The following is a 17,722-nucleotide window of genomic DNA, read 5'->3' on the forward strand; positions in this document are numbered from 1 at the left end:
TCCCTGGAGCGCTCCCATGGCCAAGGCGAAGCACTACAAGTCATCAAAGGCCCGGCTGGCCGAGCACAAGAAAGACCCCAAGTCGACCGGGTGCATCTGGTCCCATCATGATTACGGCAAGGGAAACAGCTGGGAGTCCCATCCCTGCCACTACCAGAACAACGGCTTCAAGGAGTCCAAGGGCGCCCGGCTCGGCATGTACAAGCCGGACCAGGCAAAGGTCGACGAGGCAAATCGCGACAAGAGGAAGCTCTCCGAGGACGCGAGCGGTGAGTACAAGCAGCAGGTCGAAAAGGCCCGGGAGGACCTCGCCCAGCAGCAGGCGAGCATGTCGAGTGGCGCCAAGCTCCAGGGCCGCGACTACTTCCGTTACTTCGTGGCCAAGGGCCGGATGCTGCAACTTGAGACCCAGGGGAGCCTCCTCCTCCGGAAGCACATCTTGGGCTACGGGCGGCCCCTGCACAGGCTCGCCCTGAACAAGGATGCGTGGACCCCGGGGCACAAGCTCGACAAGTCGCTCGCCAACCGGGAGTACCTCGGCCTCAGCGGCAACCTGCAGTCGAAGAAGAAGGGCATCACCACCCCCGTGAACTTCGCGCCCGAGCGGCATGACCTGAAGCTGGGCGCGTGGTACCCGTATGACCACGAATACCACCACATCATCCCGCGCGGGTCGCTCACGTCCGCGCTCCTGCGAGGGGCGAAGAGCGTCCCATTCGAGCGCCGGCTCTCCACGCTCACAGAATCAAAGTGGAACATGCACAATCCGGACAACGTCGTTCTGCTGTCCGAGAACACGGTCATCGCGAACATCATCAACCTGCCCGCGCACTGTCCCTGGGGCGCGTCGGGGCACAAGCTCTATTCCGACATGATCGAGAGCCGCCTCATGAAAATCGCCGAACAGATGGAAGCGGACCTCCAGGAGGCCGGAGAGCCGCACGAGGTCGAGAAGAAGGCCGGCGCCCAATTGCTCACGCGCCTGAATGCGCTCTCAAAGCACCTTTTCTCCCAGATAAAGACAAACAAGGTCTTCCTCTCCTGAGCGAAGCCATCCACCCACTGGACGAGCCTTTCATGCCCCCCAGTCGCTTCACCTACGTCGTCGTTCCGTACTTTCCCGGTCCGGAAATCGCCGCGACCGACCCCGTGAGCAAGGCCCTGCCCCTGCCCATCATGGCGCGGCGGGGCGTGCCGTTGACGGCCCAGTTCCCCCCCACGACGGAAATCCTGCTTTCCACCAAGTCTGGCAATCGCTTCACGGACTTCATCTACACGCAAAGTCGGGTCATCCTCGCCTCCCAGCGGGCCTGGGACCTCATGAAGGCCGAGGGCGTCACGGATGCACAGGTCGAGTACCTCCCCTTCGTCCTCAAGGACCGCAAGGGGCGCGTGAGGCCCGAGAAGTACGGTTTCGTCAATCCGCTGCTCAAGGTGGCGTGCTTCGACTTCGACAAGTCCGACTACACGCCCATGTCCGATGATCCGACGGAGGGTTTCGCGGGAATCTCCCGACTGCAGATCCTCCCGGAGAAGGTTCCCGAGGACGTGAAGCTGTTCCGCCTGGCAGAGGACCCCGACGTCAACCTCATCCGCACCGACCTGCTGGAGAAGCTGCGAGGCGCGGGCATGGAAGGGCTGCGCGGCATCGCCCTCGGCGAGCTGCTGGAGTAGCGCATATGGGCCTCAAGAAGCTCGAACTCCTCCTCGACAGCATGGAGTCACGGCTCCTGGGCAACCTGGGACGCCTGGCGGAGGAGGGGCCCGAGCCCGAGCTCACCCTGGAGACGTGCCGCCTTTATCGTCGCCTCGGCTGTGGTGCCCTGCTGTCGAGCCATGACGTGGGCGCCTGTCGTGCGCGGATCTCCGAGGGTGCGCGGATGTTCCTGGTGTTCCTGGGCGCCCACGTCCCCATCTCCGAGGCACCCCCGAAGACCCGGTACTACCTTGCCCGCGGCCGGGGAGAGTTCCTTCTGGATGCGCTCTGCGCAGACGAGCCGGCGCTCGCCCGGGAAATCGATGAGGCCCTGCCCGCGGAGTGGATGGCTGACATGGAGAACGAGGAGGACTTCCTCTACCTCAAGCTGCTGCCAGCGCTCCTGCCTGGAGCGACCGCCCGGAGCGAAGACACCCAGCGTCTGGCGCGGCTCCTGGCGGAGCTGGGCACCCCACGGCTGAAGGCCCTGGACGCCCTGCTGCGCGCGCATGAGGTCGACTTCGAGGCCGCCCTCACCGAGGTGACACAGGAGTGGCGGGAGGGCATCGAGAAGGCCCGCGATTCAGGTCCGGTGGACCCCTATTTCGACCGGACCGAGGCGCACGTGTTCATCGAGGGCGCCGCGCTCGTGCGGGCCGCACGACTCCGGCAAATGAAGACGGCGCATCAGTACCCATTCGTTCCCTCCACACTGCTCCGGAGCGCCGCGAAACCTTCCGCCCGTGGAGACGCGCGATGACCGGTTACCACCGCGCCTTCCAGCGCCTGTTCGGACACCTCCCGTGAGACTCGCCATCACCGGGCTGGGAATCCTCAGCACCCTCGGGGAGGACGTCGTCACGGCCTGCGCGGCCCTCCGGTGCGGGCTCGCGCGTCCGGCCCCTCTTTCCTTCGAGGTGTTCTCCGAGGATGAAGAAGAAGGCACCACCCGGGTCATGGGACATCCGCTGAAGGGCATCGCCGACGGCTACGAAGGGCTCGGTCTCTACACGCGGCTGGCCGCCCAGGCGCTCCAGGACCTGGTGCGGTACGCGGACCTGAATGTCGGTGACTCCGCCTTCTGGCGCGCCACCACGCTCTACCTCTGCCTCTCTCCTCCCCGGAACGAGGAGCTGGGATTCATCCTCGAGAAGCTCTTCGCCGAGCGCCTCATCCCCTCCGTCCTGGACGAAGCAGGGCTGCCCATCCCTCCGGGGAGCGCACGCCTGGTGACGCAGGGGCATGCCTCGGTCCTCGCGGCCCTGCATGCCGCGAGCAAGGACATCGAGGCGGGACGCTGCTCGCGAGCCGTCGTCGTCGGAGTGGACAGCCTCGTGGGAGAGGATGAGCTGGCATGGCTTGCCCAGCAGGGCCGGCTCAAGGTGGGCGAGAAGGTCGCGGGGCTGATGCCGGGCCAGGCGGGCGCGGCGGTGCTCGTGGAGCATGAGCAGGAGGCCCGGCGCAGACAGGCGCGCATCGAGGCACACCTCGAGGGTCTCGCGCTCGGCAAGGAAGAGCAGTGCCGCGCGCAACGGCAGCGAGGCTCGGGGGCCGGCGTGGCGGACGTCATCACCCGGACGCTGAAAGGGCACCCGCGCGTCTCCGAGGTCTACTCGGACCTGAATGGAGAAGAGGCAAGGGCCTTTGAATGGGGAAGCGCACTGGTCAGGTTGTCTCCTGCTCATGAGCTTCCCGTGAGCATCCACTGTCCCGCGATTTCACTTGGAGACACGGGAGCGGCGAGTGGCGCCGTCTCCATCGTGGCTGCCGTGCGCTCACTGGTCCGAGGCTATGCGCGCGGAGACGAGATCCTCGTCTGGTCCAGTTCGGACACCGGTGAAGTGGCCTCGGCCCTCCTCACCCAGGCGAAGGGGCCCCGAGAGCCTGGCCGCTGACGCACCGCCCCGTCTGTCATCCGCACCGACCTGCTGGAGAAGCCGCGGGGCGCGGGCATGGAAGGGCTGCGCGGCATCGCCCTAGGGGGGCCTGGGAGGGTATCCTCAGCGCATGAGCGCGCTTCCCGACAGCAAGATCCCCAGCCAGGGCCAACCCCAAGAGCCCATCCTGGGCAGCCGAGCGGGTCACCTCACCGGGATGGATGCCTCCGGCATGCCGCTCGTCGACTTTCCGGGCAACACCGCCGGCCCCGTTCCAGCGCGGCTGGCCCTGGTACTGGACGACAAGGGGCTCGCGGAGGCCGTCGCCCAGCGCCGGAAGGTCGTCCTCCTCTTCGAGAACGGCGACCCGCGCCTGCCCTTCGTCATGGGCCTCATCCAGGAGCCCAGCCCGACGCCTCTGCTCGACTCCCTACTGAACGCGCCCCCCGAAGAAGCACGGGCTCCCACCGAGGCCCACGTGGACGGCAAGCGCGTGGTCATCGAGGGCCAGGACGAAATCGTCCTCAAGTGCGGCGAGGCCAGTATCACCCTGCGCCGCAACGGCAAGGTCATCGTGAAGGGCACCTACCTGGAATCCCGCGCCACCGGCACCCACCGCATCAAGGGTGGCTCCGTGGAGATCAACTAGCCCGCCATGGCCGAGCACTTCGGACGCTCGCTGCGCTGGGACATCTACGAGGAGCACCTCAACGAAGGCGCGTTCCGGTGGACGCAGTGGGAAAACGCGCTCGACGCGCCTGACTACACGCTGGAGGAAGTGGCGGAGCTCGAGGAGCCGGTCGCCGCGCACGTGGATGCGCTGGTGCTGGGCGGTGAGCCCGTCGCGAAGCGCCTGCTGGTGCCCGCGCTGGCGGACGAGCCCGAGCGCGTCGTCGCGGCGGCCCTCGCGCTGCTCGGCGCCAAGGAGACGTTCGGCCCCGCCGCGATGCTCGCCGCGCTTCCCGCGGCCGAGCCTCCCGCCCTCGGCGCGCTCCGGCGCGCCTTCGAGCTGTCCTCCTCGGCCGCCATTTCCGCGGACCTGTCGTCACTCCTGAAGAAGGCGGATGGCCTGCCGGAGCTGTTCGCCCTGGTGCTCGACCTGCAGGGCTCGCACGGGCTGGCCACGGCTCCGCTGTGCACTCCGTTCCTCACGCATCCGGAGCCCCAGGTGGCCGCCGCCGCTCTTCGCGCCGTCAGTCGCGCCCGGCTGCCGCTGGAGTCGGCCGTGCTCCAGCGCGCGCTGGACTCGGCGGAGCCCGCGCTGCGTGACGCCGCCATTGTCGTGGGGCTGATGGGAGGCCACCGCAGCGCCTGGGCCGCGTGCCAGGCCGTTGCCGAGTCGCGCGCGCCAGGCGGCAGGCTGCCCCTGCTGATCTTGGGGATGAGCGGGGACGAGCGCGACGTGAAGCGGCTGCTGGAACTGCTCCCCAACGCGAAGCTCCAGCGGGACGTGCTGTGGGCGCTCGGCTTCAGTGGCCGCGTGGCCGCCGCCGACGCCTGCGTGGAGTTGATGCGGCAGAAGCCCGTGGCGGCGCTCGCGGGCGAGGCCTTCAGCGCCATCACTGGGCTGCGATTGGCGGAGCAGTACGCGGCCCCGCGAGAGGAAGAGGACGATGCGCTTCCTCCACTGGAGGAGGAGGATCTCGACGCGGACCTGTCGGCGAAGCCCGAGGACTCGCTGCCGCTGCCCCAGCACGACACAGTCACAACCTGGTGGAAGGAGGCGCGCCAGCGCATGGACGTGAAGCAGCGCTACCTCGGGGGGCAGCCCTTCACTCCGCAGGCCCTGCTCGAAGCGCTCGTGAGCGCCCCCATGCGGCGCCGCCATGCGCTGGCCCTGGAGCTGTCACTGCGCAGCCGCGGTGCCATCCAGATCCCCACGCGGGGCTTCGTCTCGCGGCAGGTCGCAGCTTCGAAGGAGGCGCGCTCGGTGCCGGCGTCTTCCATCAGCCGGCCCTTCGCCGAGGGCCTCCGAGGCTGAAGCGGGGGCACATGCACCTGTCTCCAGCGGCCAAGGACGCGGCCATTGGCCGCTGGATGCGGTGGTCCCCCAAACTTCTGGAGACATGTTGGAGACGGGCAACTCGCCGAAGGAGCAGCCTGGGCGATGAAAAGACGAAGAGCCTGGAATCTTGCCCCGCAGCCATTAGTCGGCCGCAACCGCCAACCACACGCCCGCGAGCCCCAGGTTCAGCTTGAAGACCAGGACGCCGCCGCGAGCGCCTCGTCATGACGGCCGGGCTCTCGGAGGTTCGCGGTCACACCGCGCCGAAGTCGATGAAGAGCGGCTTGCGCTCGGTGCGGGCCTGGGCGAGCGCCGCAGCGTAGTCGTTCTGGATGAACGTCGCGTGCTCGGGGGGGACGTGCTTTCGTCGTGGCACAGCCCACTAGGGCCAGGAGGCAGACAGGGAGGCGCCACTTCATGGGAGCGACTCTAGTCCACCGTCCCGCGACCGCCGATCTCCGGGAAGCGCTCGTAGGCCCGTTCAAGCGCGTCCAGGTGGGCTGGGATGTCCAGGTCGAGCGGCGCGTCCGTGAGTTGTACGACCCACCCTCCCGACGCCGTGCGCCGCGCTCGCGTGAGCAGCTCGGCATCGCGAGCAGGATCCGGAAAGCCGATGGCCTTCGCGGCAGCGGCCGACCAGTAGTTCAGCCAACCAAGGTAAGCGGGGATCTCCGGCGCGCGGAGGTGCTCGAAGAGCTTCAGCGCGGGCAGCCCCCGGCGTGGGGACGGCGGCCCTTCCAGCGTGGGGGCTGTCTGATACGCGATGTCCAGCGCAGCGTCGTCTGGCGTCGCTCTCCCCCACATCGCACCTGCCCCCTCCGCCACGCCCTCAAGCACAGCCGCCGCTGCCACGATCACAGACGCGTCCAGCGGCAATTCCGCATACACTTCAAACTGGGCCTGACCGCCTGAGCTGAGAAGTCCAGGTCTCTCCCCTCCGTTGACAGTCACGGGGTAACTCGCATCCCCGTTACACACAAGTGGGAAGCCCCCATCCACGGTATTCTCTACGAGCCACGCATCCCGCTGCGGCAATGCGATGGGGCGCCCGCCTTTCGAGAGCCTCCATTCCAGACACAGGCCAGGGAGCGCCTTTTCCATTCCACGAACGACCGCAAGCGCGCGCCCGTCGTTGCCCTTGAGCGCAGGCGCGTAAACGATGAGGAGGAGGGTTCTACGCCCGATCATCGTTTGCACCCCGTGACGACGACATTCAGGAACTGATCCCGTCGAAGCAGCGCGTCTTTGTGCTCTTGGGTGCTCACCCCAATGACGAAGTCATATCCACATGCCGCCGCCGCAGTTCGCTCCTTCTTGATTTGGTCGTATCCATTCTCAATCTCACGACGCCGGACAAAGGCGTTGTATGTATCAAATCGATGGGTCTTGATCTCCCACAGCACGCGTGCGCCGACTTGCAGCGCATCGAACCGGATTCCGTTCACAAGCACGTCCATGCCGGGATAGCGGTTCGGCGGAAATTTGTCGGCGCACTCGTTATGCGGAGTGTCCTCCCCTGCGTGAGGTACCGGGACAGGCCTGCACTCCGGGCGGCGTTCGCGGTCCAGGTGCTCCGGTGGCACCGGGGAGAACCAGTCCTGCCCTGATGGCTCTGGCTGGGGTTTTCGATTCGCGGAGGCTGCCCGCGAGGCGGGCTTCGTCCGGGGCACGGGCTCCACCTCGTCCGAACGACTCCCCTTCAGCTCATACGCATCCAGTGCTTCCTTGATGGCGAGTCCCACCACCACCAACCCCACAACAACGACGGCGCCCACAACAATCTGGGGCGCAGCGAAGATACACAGGCCGGTTCCCAGCACCATCGCCCCCGCCGAGGCAACCGCGCACCTTCCCGTCGGGTCGTTGAACCGGACCCGGTCGTGGTCGAGCGCATGAAAGCACCGCTCCGCCACCACGGGCCAAGACTGGGCAGCGTCACGGACAACGCACCTCCCCCCGTCCGTCCACGGCAACCCTGCCGCGCGCTGGAGGTTGGCGAGCCTCGGGTTCGGGGTAACACGCGTGCTGGGGCTCGGTGCCGACGTAGCACAGGCCGAGAACACGAGCAGAATCCAAAGGGCGCTGCAGGTTCGGAAACGAATGGCTATGGCCTCCCAGCAGCTGCGCGAGTACTTCGAGTCGATGGTGGAAGGCATGGGGCGGGCGGAGCGCCGCCGGGCCATGGACCTGTACCACCGGAGGGAGAGCCAGTGCTCACTGCCAGAAGGGCCAATAGTCGGTTTCGGTGCGCTCTCCCGAGGCGACTCAACAAGCCCCCGCTCGCTTCCTCCGTACCTGCTTGAGGGAACTCCAGCTTCAGAGCCAGCCGGCAGCGCATCGGTGAATAGGGACTCAGGGAAGCGGGAACAGCCCAGTTCGACCGGCCGTCGCGCTTCCCGTGAACTCCTGAACCTGCAGCGCCTGTCTGGCGGTCCCGAGCGGTAGTTCGATGTTCTCGACGATGAGAAACTGACCCATCTCGCTCAGGCTAGAAAGGTGCTGGAGGAAGTGCTCTTTCAAGGGACTCTGGGCCAAGGCGGCCTCATCCGGTGCCAGCGCTCCACCCCGCGTGCCCTGGGGGTCGCGATAGGTTAGGAGTGGCGTGTCGAAGACGAGGAAGCCCGGGTGGGGCAGGCCTCGCTCCCTACAGTAGATGAGTAGTGCGACCTTGAAGGCCGCATGCGTAATCGCCCGCACGCCCTTTCCGTTGTCGCCTCGCCGCTTCCCGTTCAGGCGAATATCGTAGTCCTGCTCGTCGAAAGAGACCTGGGGTTGACCGGGAAACCTCCACGCCCGCAAGACCCTTTCAACCACCTGAGCGAAGCCGTGAGTCACCGTCCCATCGGCACCTACGTCTAGTCGCTCCGCCCTGGGTGTCGGCTTCTCACTTGCCACTTCCTCTCTCTTCCGTACGAGCACACGCCGCTGCTCAATCAGCGATAAGCCCCACCTCAACCGCTCACGCGCTTTGAGAAGGTCCGTGAAGCGATTCTGCGTCGCCGAGACTTGAGGCGTGAGCCGCGACAAATCTTGCTCCAACTGCGCAAGTCGATTTCTCGCGGCGGGGAAGGGGCCGGAGGCGACCACATCGCGCTCCTCCTGCAGCGCTACTACGGTCTTCCCGAGGTCAACCTGCTGCCTTCTAACCTTGTCTGCCTCTGCCAAGGCCGCTGCGCGGACGTCCTCGATTTCCCTCAGCGGGTGCCCATGGCGCTGCGCAGGAGACTGCGCGCCGCACAGCGGACAGTCCTTCTCTCCGTCGAGCGCAAGGACGAAACCTGCTTCCTCCAGTGACTCCAAGCGCTGGACGTCCGACACGTAGATGGCATCAAGGTGATGAAAGCGCGCCAAGCTCGTCTGTATGTCTGCGAGTCGCTGCTCGTGGGATGAGAGTTCCTGCACCATGTTACGCTTTTGAGCCATGAGCGCCCGAACTGAGTCCTGGGCTACTTGCAACTCTGTTTGCAGGGCCTCGAAGGGCGCAGTTAACTTCTCGCCTTGCGCCACCAGTTCCTCTGCGTCGGGGAAGTGCGAGGCAAGCTCTGCATCCAGTGCCGCGATCATCTCGTCGAAGACCTCAACCTTGGCGGCAGTGGAGGCTGCCCTCAACTTGGGAGCCGGAACTTGCGTGACGGCGCTGTCGTCGGCACCGGTGAGGAGAAGCCTGAAGGTGCTGCGCTCCACTGTCTTCCTGATGTGTTGCCCGCTGTGGATGGGTGACACCTCGTTCCACATCGAGGCTTCGTCGACGATGCAGTAGCGCGCTAGGTCGCGAAAGCTCAGCGGCTTCTTCGCACCATTGGCGTCAGTGACGATCAGCTTGCGCTGGAGCCCGATGAGCTCGAGCAGGAACTGGGAGACATTGTTCGAGTTCTCGGCGTCGTTTGCGGCGGCGAGGCGCCGCGCCCCCTTGGGCACCTCTCCACCTTCGGAAAGGCCGCTGCTGACTTGGAGGGCTCCCCCCTTCAAGCCCCGAACAAGCGTCAGGTCACCCGAAGCCTGCGTAGTGAGACCCAACCAGACTTGGTCATACGCCCTGCGTTCCTCGATATCAGGCAGGCGTCCACCCGCACCCAACATGAAGTCGATGGTCTTCACGGCAAATGACTTGCCGGTATTGGACGCGCCCAGCAACAGGTTGAGCCCAGGACCGAATCGGAGCGTGGCGGCGGACACTCCTGGCCCGGTGTAGACGAGATGACGGAGCATCAGTGGCGCTGTCATGGGCCTACCTCGTCGGAATCCGACTCGCCTTGGAACTCAACGGCCCAGCGGCCGATCTTCTCGGAAACGTACCGCTCCATCGCGCTGTCATCTATCTCGGCGAAATGGCCTATGAGCCACTTTGCACGCGCCCTCAGATCTTGGGAGTAGGGAGCGCGCATCAGTTCGATGAAGGCGGGCGCTGCATCACTGGCGCAATAGCGAATGCCGCTGGGGTCGAAGATGGCGTCCACGAGATGCAGCCGCTGCGCGAGGTTCAGGCCATCCCGAACGAGGTGCCTTCGCACCAGCAGTTCCCCCATTCGTGCCGGGACATCGGGGTGCAGGCTGGGTGGTCCGCCAATGTCCCCAGTATGCACCACGAGGTAGTCGAGCCAAGTCAGTTGGAGGAGGTCCAAGGGCCGAGGATGCGAGGCATCGAGGACGAATACTGTGCGGACCCCTGTCTCCAGAGCGCTGTTGAAGAGCCGTGGTCCCCGCGGACGATGCCCGTCCTCTACTTGCCCCACTTGAGTCTCTCCGCATTGGCAAAGTGGTGGCAGATGCCCTGCTTGACGGGAATGCGCGCATGCGGCGCAAGCAGTCCTGAGGGCTTCACGTTCGCCGCTTGAATCATCACCGCGCTTACTTGCGCGAGCATGCTCGAATGAGGGCCCGTATGTACCTCAACGACCCCATGGAAGATGTCCTCTTCCAACTGCTCCAAGCTTTCGGGCGTCGAGTTGTCCCGGTAGAAGCGTTGGAAGGCATCGGCATCAAAGAAGCGCTCCCGCTGCATCTTCAGATGCACTCCATGCTTCGGGTGATTGCTCACCGCTTCATGCCCAGGATAGGTGCACCCGTCGTATTCGCCATACGCGTCGACAAGTTGTCGGATATATGGAGCTTCTGCGGCTTGGACTGCCGTTGGTGCGGTCCCCTTGGGAGCGGGCCCAGGGTCTGCGCCAAAGTGTTTCACCAGAACTGGCTTGATGCACGCGTCCGCGAGCATCTTTTCAACGGAGACGCTGCTCACGTTGCTGAAGTCGTACGCTTCGATGAACGCCTGCAGGGCAGCGTTGAGAGGAATGTCCTCACCATCTGCAATGCTAGTCCTGCAGTGTTTGTCCCACCGGTCCAGCAGGGTCTTTTGAAGCTCGCTGGGCTTGTTGATGAGAAGCTGGAGTGGCCGGGTGACCCCCCGCGGTGCAACGAACGTGTACCGACGCGGCGGGGTAAACTCGCCCAGGTGGGCGTAATAGAGCAGCTTGCTGAGTTCTAGCAGCCCCGTGCCTAGATCGACCGGCCCTGCGTACTGCTTGCACTGGTAGTTATCCCAAAGACCTTCATGACGACTGGGAGCACAAAAGCCTACAACATCTCGGCCGCGATCCCCCGGGCCTGAGAATCGCTCCACTTCGTGATAGCCACCCAGCTTGGCTTTGGCGTCCACCCAGTCGTAGACGAAGAGCTCGAGTTCATCGGAGCCCAGCTTCAGAATCTCGCGATCGTACCGAATCATTCGGGCATCGGACGATAGCTAAACTCGGAGATTACAGATAGTTCCTCGCGGTCACCTCATGGAAGCGTGGTGAGGGTCGGCGTGTACCTATGCGGACGCTTCTCGTTATAGTCGCGCGGCCACGCATCGATGAGGACGACGGCATATAGATTCAGCCGCGAGCAGGGGCGCCTCACTTGGCACGACCTGCGCCACACCTATGATAGCCGCCTCGCAATGAGGGGCACAGGCCGGTCAAGCTGCTGCACCGCGCGCTCCCGGGCCCTTCGGCGCGAGGTGGGCGTACCGCATCGTCATCTCGATGGTGGCGTGGCCGTTCCTGGATGACCTTGAGCGGGACGCCCCTCCAGTTCCACGCCGCTCCGGCCACCGACGTGGGACGGGGGCACATTGAGGGCAGATACGCGGACGGAGAAAGCCCAGCAACCCCTCAGAATTGCTGGGATCTCAATGGCGAGGAGTACGGGACTTGAACCCGTGGCCCTACGCGCTCACGACCGCCACCACCGCAGGAGCATCCACCGGGTCGACCAGGGACTTCTGCTCCCACGCCCTGCTCTTCCACCGAATCCACATGGAGATGCCCCGAAGCCACTCATCGGCGGCCACCGCCAGCCACACGCCCGCGAGCCCCAGGTTCAGCTTGAACACCAGCACATAGCCCAGGGGCAAACTCATGCAGACCATGGACAGAAAGCCCATGTACACCGTGAACGGCGCGTCCCCCGCGGACCGCAGCGCGTTCACCAGCACCAGGTTGAAGGAGCGCCCCGTCTCCAGCAAGAGCCCCAGCACGATGACCTGCGAGGTGAGCCGGACGATATCCCCATCATGGGTGAACAGCCCCACCAGCGGCGCGCGGACCAGGATGGCCGCCACGTCCACGAGGACGGTGATGGCCACGGCCCACTTCAGGCTCTGGAGCACACGGCGGTACGCCTCGTCCGCCTGCCCCGCACCCACCAGCCGGCCCACGATGATGGCCGTGCCCATGCCGACGGCGAGGCTGAACAGGAAGATGTACTGGGAGATGGCGTGCGCGTACTGCCGCGAAGCCAGCGCCGTGGGCCCCAGGAACGTCACGTAGTAGAGGAACACCGCCTGGCAGGACTGATACGTCCCCTGCTCCACGGCGGACGGAACCCCCACCCGGAAGATCTTCCGGAGCGTGTCCCGGGTGAACGTCACGTAGTCACGCGCGCGCATCTTCACGTCCATCACCCGGTACAAGAGCCACGCGAACACGACGAGCGCCACCGCGCGACTTCCCACCGTGGAGATGGCCGCCCCGGCCACTTCCAGCCGGGGAAACCCGAGCAGCCCGAAGATGAGCAGCGCATTGCCACCCACGTGCACCGCGTTCATCCCCAGCGCGATGAACATCGACTCGCGCGTGAAGCCATAGGTGCGAATCAGGCTGGAGCAGACGTTGATGAGCGCCTGGAGGAAGATGAACCCTCCCGCAATCCCCATGTACGTCCGCGCGTGCTCCAGGACGACGCCGTGCAGGTTCATCCGCGACAGCAGCACCTCCCCGAACAGCAGCAGCCCCACGCTGACCGTCACGCCGAGCAGCAGGTTCAGGGTGATGGCCACCGCGGAGATGCGCGCGGCCTCCTCCGAGCGACGCGCGCCCAGGTACTGCGACACCACGACGGAGGCGCCGTTGCTCACCACCTCCATGATGAGGATGCAGATGAACAGGTACTGATTGACGACGCCGACCGCGGAGACCGCGTCGTCGGACACGCCGGAGAGCATCAGCGTGTCCGCCGTGCCCATCGCCATGAAGAGGAGCAGCTCCAGGAAGATCGGCCAGGTCAGCCGAAACAACCCCATCCGGGTGGGGCCCTGCACAGTCGTGTCTGACATGGTCCGCCGCGCTGAACGCGCGCACGAACTAACAGCCGCCGCACCGCGTCGCCAGCCCCTTCGAACCTGCCTGCCACACACTCAAGGAGCCTCGCGGCTCCTATGAGTTCAAATGACAAATCGGCCCGAGTGACGGACGCGTCACGCGCACGCGTCAGTGCTTCATCAGCTCGCGCGAGGAGCTCGCCACCGGCGACTTCTCGGAGGAGGTGGAGCTCACCTTGAACAGCGGATCAGAGCCGCCCTTCACGTTGTTGCGAGGCGCGGTCGACTCGGAGGAGGAGGAGGACCCGTCGGAGGACAGCGGCGACGTCGTCACCGGCGTGGTGGGGACCCCGGTGTCCTGGCTCTTCTTCGCCGCCGCGCGGCTGCGGCGCCACAGGAAGTAGCCGAGGGCGGCCACCGCGATCACGCCCATGACGGCGTACTGCCCTTCCTTGAACTTGGAGATGAGCATGTCCAGCTCGCCACCGAAGTGGAAGCCGAGCCACACGAAGACGGGCGCGGACAGGAGCGCGGCCAGCCCATCCCAGAAGATGAACCGCCAGTAGGGCATGCCCACCGAGCCCGCGGTGAAGTACGTCACCGCGCGCACGCCCGGCATGAAGCGCGCGATGCAGACAATCTTCTGTCCGTGGCGCGTGAAGAGCCCTTCCACCCGGGCGCGCTTCTCCGGCGTGACGATGCGCGCGAAGAAGCCCCCACCCTTGCCGTCGTTGTCGCGCCCCAGCTTCCCGCCCAGCCGACGGCCGGCGAAGAAGATGAGGCTGTCACCCACGAGGATGCCGGCGAAGCCCACCGCCATCATCACCGGAAGGCTCGCGGCGCCCTTGTGCGCCAGGAAGCCGCCCAGGATGAGCGAGATGTCCTCCGGCAGCGGAACCCCGAGGCCGCAGGCCACGAGGATGCCGAACACGGTGGCGTAGGCGATGAAACCCTGTGAGTCGCCAAGCAGGTTGGTGAGAAAGTCGAGCACGCGTTGTCCTGTTCGTTCACTTCCGAGGGGCTTGCTGGGTCACCGCCCGAGCCAGCCCATCCAGCGCCCACACATCAACCGGGCGCGTGTCCTCAAAACTCCGCGAGAGGGTCTTCAATCCGAAATACCCCTCGCGACTGGCCTCCTCGTAGGCCCCCGCCGGAGCCCCCGTCGCCGTCAGGGCCAGCGCTCGACTCAGCAGCGCCACACCATAGTCGTCGACCGTCCCCTCATCCGCCCCCCTCGCCCGCGCGTCCTTCAACGCCGCCGCCCCGCCCGACCAGCGGGCACTCAGGCGGCCGGCCAGGCGCGCGGACAGCAGCCCCCGCGCCAGCGCTCGCACCACGGGCTCGGCTTGGGGGGCTCGCGTCGCAGGTCCCACCACAATCACCCACCCGCGCCCCGTGTCCACCGCTCGTACGCTTCCTTCGGCTTCGAGCAGATTAACCACCACCCGAGGGGCCGGCTCACCTTCCCGTAGGCCCAGAAGTCGGGCCGCCTGTTGGAAGGGGGCATCCAGCAGGGGCAGCCAGGCGCGCTGCTCTGTCCGGAAGTCGGGCCAGGTCTCCGCCCGGAGCGCGGCCACGGGCCACTCTTGCTCCGCCCGGGCCAGCAGCGCCTCCAGTCCCACCAGCTCCCCGGCGGGACCTGGGACATCGGGCCCACCGAGGACCCGTGCCAGGTAGACCTCCACGGGCTCCGGGTGCGCGGCGAAGAAGGCCCGCGCCGCCTCGAGCACCCCGGGGGCCGCCGTCGCCAGCCGCTCGCGGACCAGGGTTCGCGCCCTACCGTAGCGGTAGGTGGGAACGGGGTGGGCCCGCTCCACGAAGCCGGCGTCATGACCCGCGCGGTTCAGCAGGGCGAACAGGGTGAAGACGCGAACATCGGCGCGCACTTCCACGCCGCCCGGGGTGTACTGGTTGGCGAACCAGTCGTCCTCGGAGGCGACGGAGCCCTGTGCGGTCGCCCCGGCGTACGCGGGGGCCGACGCATGGACCCCGAGCAGTAGGAGGAAGGCCAGGTGGGGGGCTCGCATACCGGGTCCCACGCTACCACGGGCCTCTCAGACGACCGGGGCCTTTCCGATGAGCGTCCGAATCATGTCCCGGTTGTCCCGGGCCTTCTGGCCGAAGAAGCCGACGATGCCCATCAGCAGCTTCACGCAGGCCTGGGGCTTGGTGGCCAGGAGCTTCTGGAAGTCCGAGGCGCGAATCTCCAGCGCGGAGACATCCGTGACGGCGGTGGCGGTGCACAGCCGCTCGCCCTTCTGCACCAGCGCCAGCTCTCCCAGGGGCTCGCCGGTGCCCACTTCGCCCAGCGACACGTCCTCACCGGAGGAGCTCCTGGCGCTCAGTCGCACCGTGCCCTCGCCGATGATGAGGAGCGACTCCCCCGTCTTGCCTTCGGTGAACAGCGCCGTGCCCTTCAAGAAGGCACGGGGCACCGCAACGCCCGCGAAGATCTGGATGCCGGTGTCGGTGAAGCCCTTGAAGAGAGGGCACGCCTTGAGGGTGTTCGCAGGCACGAGAGCCATGGGGCGGGTCCTAACACGGGGCGCGCGGGCCGGCGAGTCAGCGGCTGGCGCGGTACTCGTTGGCCAATTCCACGTAGTGGTGTGCGGACATCAGGAGGAACTCGCGCTCCGCCTCGGTGAGGGGCCGCTTCACCTTGCCGGGTGAGCCCATCACCATGGAGCCGGGAAGCACCTTCGTCCCGGGCGTCAAAAGCGTCCCAGCGCCGATGATGCAGTCGTCCCCTACTTCCACCTCGTCCAGGAGGATGGAGCCCATGCCCACCAGCACGCGGTTGCCCACGGTACAGCCGTGCAGCACGACGTGGTGCCCCACCGTCACGTCGTCACCGATGAGCGTGCTCGACCTGCCTCCGGTGACGTGGACCAGGGACAAGTCCTGGAGGTTGGTGCGCTGGCCCACGCGGATGGGATTCACGTCGCCGCGCAGCACCGTGTTGAGCCAGATGGAGGACCCCTCCCCCAGCTCCACGTCCCCCACCACCTGAGCGGAGTCATCCACGAAGCAGCTCGGGTGGATGCGGGGGGACACCCCGCGAAACGCTCTCAGCGCCATGTTGACACCTCTTCTCGCGCGCGGGCCCTCAGGCCTCCGCGACGACATGGAACGGCGAGACGGGCGGCGCCACCGGCAGCGGCTCCACGGTGGGCAGCTGCAGCACCGCCAGTTGCTTGCCCGAGAGCTGATTGGGCGTGGAGCGATCCACCTTCACCGTGACGAAGGCGCCCGTGGGCGCGTCACCCTCGAAGTTGACGGTGCGGTTCTCCGGCGTGCGGCCGAAGCGCTTGGCGGCGTCGTAGCGCGAGTGGCCCTCCACCATGACCTCCACCACCGAGTCGACGAGGGCCGCGGTCGTCTCCGCGCTGATGCGCCGCTGCAGCTTCTGCAGGCGCTCCAGGCGGGCGATCTTCACCTCGTGCGGAATGGGGCCCCAGTCCTTCTCGCGCAGCGCCGCGCCCGTCTTGGGGCGGGGGCTGTAGATGAAGGAGAACTGGTTGTCGAAGCGGACCTCCTCGGTCAGCTTCATCGTCATCTCGAAGTCCTCCTCGGTCTCCCCGGGGAAGCCCACGATGATGTCGGTGGTGACGGCGATGCCCGGCCGCGCCTCGCGCAGCTTGTTGAGCCGCTCCATGTACTGCACCACGGTGTAGTCGCGGCGCATCATCTTCAGGATGCGGTCGCTCCCGCACTGCACGGGCAGGTGGAAGTGCGGCGCAATCTTGGGCTGCGTGCGGAACGCTTCAATCAGCTCGTCGGACAGGTCATGCGGGTGGCTGGTGGTGAAGCGCACGCGCTCGATGCCCGGCACCTCCGCGGTGCGAAGGAGCAGCTGGGCGAAGGACACGCCGCCCAGGTACGAGTTCACGTTCTGGCCGATGAGCGTCACCTCGCGCACGCCGACCTTCGCCAGCGAGTCCACCTCCAGGAGGACCTCCGGGAAGGCGCGGCTCACTTCACGGCCGCGCGTGTGCGGGACGATGCAGAACGAGCAGACGTTGTCGCAGCCCTTCATCACCGTGACGAACTCGGTGACCTTGCCGCGAGACGTCTCCGGGTCCGCGCGCGGGAAGACGTACTCCTCCGAGTCCACGAAGGCCGTCTCCACGACGCGCTCCCGATCCGCCTCCACGCGGCCGATGATGTCCGGCAGGCGGGCGATGTTGTCGGGGCCGAAGACGAAGTCCAGGTACGGCACCTTCTTGATGAGGCGGTCCTTCTCCTGCTGGGCCACGCAGCCGCCCACGCCGATGAGCGCGCCGCGACTGGCCTTCACCGGCTTGTAGCGGCCCAGGGCGGACAACATCTTGTCCTCGGCCTTCTCACGGATGGAGCAGGTGTTGAGGATGATGAGGTCCGCGTTTTCCGGCACTGGCGTCGGCTCGTAGGACATCTTCGCCAGCACCTCGCTCATGCGGAGCGAGTCGTTGACGTTCATCTGGCAGCCGAAGGTGTGGATGAAGTAGCGCTTCATGGGGATTCTCTGAGCAAGAACGTGCCCTTATGCGACGGTCGGGCACGGAAATCAACCGAACCAGGAC

Annotated in this window: 18 protein-coding genes; 6 read left to right on the forward strand and 12 right to left on the reverse strand. The window is 66.2% G+C overall.

What is annotated here, in order from left to right; all coding sequences use genetic code 11:
• The first annotated feature begins 16 nt into the window (after positions 1-16).
• The 6 genes from ACN469_RS06995 to ACN469_RS07020 all read left to right on the forward strand — a co-directional run bounded on the left by ACN469_RS06995 (position 17) and on the right by ACN469_RS07020 (position 5,554).
• Positions 17-1,045 (forward strand): AHH domain-containing protein, encoded by a 1,029-nt coding sequence (locus ACN469_RS06995; RefSeq protein ID WP_498765395.1) that lies wholly within the window; start codon positions 17-19, stop codon positions 1,043-1,045.
• A 32-nt stretch (positions 1,046-1,077) separates the two neighbouring features.
• A complete protein-coding gene (locus tag ACN469_RS07000; protein WP_498765397.1) occupies positions 1,078-1,674 on the forward strand; it encodes an imm11 family protein in 597 nt (198 codons plus the stop codon).
• Between the two features lie 5 nt (positions 1,675-1,679).
• Complete coding sequence (locus ACN469_RS07005) at positions 1,680-2,456, forward strand: hypothetical protein (RefSeq protein WP_498765399.1); 777 nt, start codon at positions 1,680-1,682, stop codon at positions 2,454-2,456.
• Positions 2,457-2,499: 43 nt separating this feature from the next.
• The gene (locus ACN469_RS07010; RefSeq protein WP_498765401.1) at positions 2,500-3,591 is read left to right on the forward strand and encodes a hypothetical protein; all 1,092 of its coding nucleotides are present in this window, start codon (positions 2,500-2,502) and stop codon (positions 3,589-3,591) included.
• Positions 3,592-3,703: 112 nt separating this feature from the next.
• The gene (locus tag ACN469_RS07015) at positions 3,704-4,222 is read left to right on the forward strand and encodes a DUF6484 domain-containing protein (RefSeq protein ID WP_498765403.1); all 519 of its coding nucleotides are present in this window, start codon (positions 3,704-3,706) and stop codon (positions 4,220-4,222) included.
• A 6-nt stretch (positions 4,223-4,228) separates the two neighbouring features.
• Positions 4,229-5,554 carry a TIGR02270 family protein gene (locus ACN469_RS07020; protein WP_498765405.1) on the forward strand — a complete coding sequence of 442 codons (1,326 nt, stop codon included), beginning with the start codon at positions 4,229-4,231 and terminating at the stop codon, positions 5,552-5,554.
• A 277-nt stretch (positions 5,555-5,831) separates the two neighbouring features.
• Here ACN469_RS07020 and ACN469_RS07025 read toward each other — a convergent pair whose 3' ends face one another.
• From ACN469_RS07025 to miaB, 12 genes are all read right to left on the reverse strand, one after another.
• Positions 5,832-5,954, reverse strand: a complete 123-nt coding sequence (locus ACN469_RS07025; RefSeq protein WP_498765407.1) for a hypothetical protein — start codon at positions 5,952-5,954, stop codon at positions 5,832-5,834.
• A gap of 53 nt (positions 5,955-6,007) precedes the next feature.
• Complete coding sequence (locus tag ACN469_RS07030) at positions 6,008-6,766, reverse strand: DUF5953 family protein (protein WP_498765409.1); 759 nt, start codon at positions 6,764-6,766, stop codon at positions 6,008-6,010.
• A complete protein-coding gene (locus tag ACN469_RS07035; protein WP_498765411.1) occupies positions 6,763-7,401 on the reverse strand; it encodes a DUF6310 domain-containing protein in 639 nt (212 codons plus the stop codon). The genes ACN469_RS07030 and ACN469_RS07035 overlap by 4 nt, the downstream gene beginning before the upstream one ends.
• Positions 7,402-7,930: 529 nt before the next feature.
• Positions 7,931-9,802 (reverse strand): hypothetical protein, encoded by a 1,872-nt coding sequence (locus ACN469_RS07040; protein ID WP_498765413.1) that lies wholly within the window; start codon positions 9,800-9,802, stop codon positions 7,931-7,933.
• Positions 9,799-10,311, reverse strand: coding sequence for an ABC-three component system middle component 2 (locus ACN469_RS07045; protein ID WP_498765415.1), 513 nt, complete (start codon positions 10,309-10,311; stop codon positions 9,799-9,801). The genes ACN469_RS07040 and ACN469_RS07045 overlap by 4 nt, the downstream gene beginning before the upstream one ends.
• The gene (locus tag ACN469_RS07050) at positions 10,299-11,303 is read right to left on the reverse strand and encodes an ABC-three component system protein (RefSeq protein WP_498765417.1); all 1,005 of its coding nucleotides are present in this window, start codon (positions 11,301-11,303) and stop codon (positions 10,299-10,301) included. The genes ACN469_RS07045 and ACN469_RS07050 overlap by 13 nt, the downstream gene beginning before the upstream one ends.
• Before the next feature lie 483 nt (positions 11,304-11,786).
• On the reverse strand, positions 11,787-13,175 hold the full coding sequence (locus ACN469_RS07055) for an MATE family efflux transporter (protein WP_498765419.1): 1,389 nt from the start codon (positions 13,173-13,175) through the stop codon (positions 11,787-11,789).
• A 154-nt stretch (positions 13,176-13,329) separates the two neighbouring features.
• Positions 13,330-14,151 (reverse strand): DedA family protein, encoded by an 822-nt coding sequence (locus ACN469_RS07060; RefSeq protein ID WP_498765421.1) that lies wholly within the window; start codon positions 14,149-14,151, stop codon positions 13,330-13,332.
• Between the two features lie 16 nt (positions 14,152-14,167).
• Positions 14,168-15,187 carry a hypothetical protein gene (locus ACN469_RS07065; protein WP_498765423.1) on the reverse strand — a complete coding sequence of 340 codons (1,020 nt, stop codon included), beginning with the start codon at positions 15,185-15,187 and terminating at the stop codon, positions 14,168-14,170.
• A gap of 27 nt (positions 15,188-15,214) precedes the next feature.
• Positions 15,215-15,685, reverse strand: coding sequence for a cyclic nucleotide-binding domain-containing protein (locus ACN469_RS07070; protein WP_498765425.1), 471 nt, complete (start codon positions 15,683-15,685; stop codon positions 15,215-15,217).
• Between the two features lie 37 nt (positions 15,686-15,722).
• Positions 15,723-16,238 carry a gamma carbonic anhydrase family protein gene (locus ACN469_RS07075; protein WP_498765427.1) on the reverse strand — a complete coding sequence of 172 codons (516 nt, stop codon included), beginning with the start codon at positions 16,236-16,238 and terminating at the stop codon, positions 15,723-15,725.
• A gap of 28 nt (positions 16,239-16,266) precedes the next feature.
• Positions 16,267-17,655, reverse strand: coding sequence for a tRNA (N6-isopentenyl adenosine(37)-C2)-methylthiotransferase MiaB (gene miaB, locus ACN469_RS07080; protein WP_498765429.1), 1,389 nt, complete (start codon positions 17,653-17,655; stop codon positions 16,267-16,269).
• Between the last annotated feature and the right edge of the window lie 67 nt (positions 17,656-17,722).

Origin of the sequence: Corallococcus terminator (genome assembly GCF_049194865.1) — a bacterium.
Taxonomy (GTDB): domain Bacteria; phylum Myxococcota; class Myxococcia; order Myxococcales; family Myxococcaceae; genus Myxococcus; species Myxococcus terminator_A.

Coding starts and splice junctions, on each gene's coding strand:
- ACN469_RS07055 (WP_498765419.1), bottom strand. CDS start 13,175: ATGTCAGACACGACTGTGCAGGGCCCCACCCGGATGGGGTTGTTTCGG.
- ACN469_RS07030 (WP_498765409.1), bottom strand. CDS start 6,766: ATGATCGGGCGTAGAACCCTCCTCCTCATCGTTTACGCGCCTGCGCTC.
- ACN469_RS07035 (WP_498765411.1), bottom strand. CDS start 7,401: ATGGTGCTGGGAACCGGCCTGTGTATCTTCGCTGCGCCCCAGATTGTT.
- ACN469_RS07070 (WP_498765425.1), bottom strand. CDS start 15,685: ATGGCTCTCGTGCCTGCGAACACCCTCAAGGCGTGCCCTCTCTTCAAG.
- ACN469_RS07075 (WP_498765427.1), bottom strand. CDS start 16,238: ATGGCGCTGAGAGCGTTTCGCGGGGTGTCCCCCCGCATCCACCCGAGC.
- ACN469_RS06995 (WP_498765395.1), top strand. CDS start 17: ATGGCCAAGGCGAAGCACTACAAGTCATCAAAGGCCCGGCTGGCCGAG.
- ACN469_RS07000 (WP_498765397.1), top strand. CDS start 1,078: ATGCCCCCCAGTCGCTTCACCTACGTCGTCGTTCCGTACTTTCCCGGT.
- ACN469_RS07040 (WP_498765413.1), bottom strand. CDS start 9,802: ATGACAGCGCCACTGATGCTCCGTCATCTCGTCTACACCGGGCCAGGA.
- ACN469_RS07065 (WP_498765423.1), bottom strand. CDS start 15,187: ATGCGAGCCCCCCACCTGGCCTTCCTCCTACTGCTCGGGGTCCATGCG.
- ACN469_RS07005 (WP_498765399.1), top strand. CDS start 1,680: ATGGGCCTCAAGAAGCTCGAACTCCTCCTCGACAGCATGGAGTCACGG.
- ACN469_RS07015 (WP_498765403.1), top strand. CDS start 3,704: ATGAGCGCGCTTCCCGACAGCAAGATCCCCAGCCAGGGCCAACCCCAA.
- ACN469_RS07020 (WP_498765405.1), top strand. CDS start 4,229: ATGGCCGAGCACTTCGGACGCTCGCTGCGCTGGGACATCTACGAGGAG.
- miaB (WP_498765429.1), bottom strand. CDS start 17,655: ATGAAGCGCTACTTCATCCACACCTTCGGCTGCCAGATGAACGTCAAC.
- ACN469_RS07050 (WP_498765417.1), bottom strand. CDS start 11,303: ATGATTCGGTACGATCGCGAGATTCTGAAGCTGGGCTCCGATGAACTC.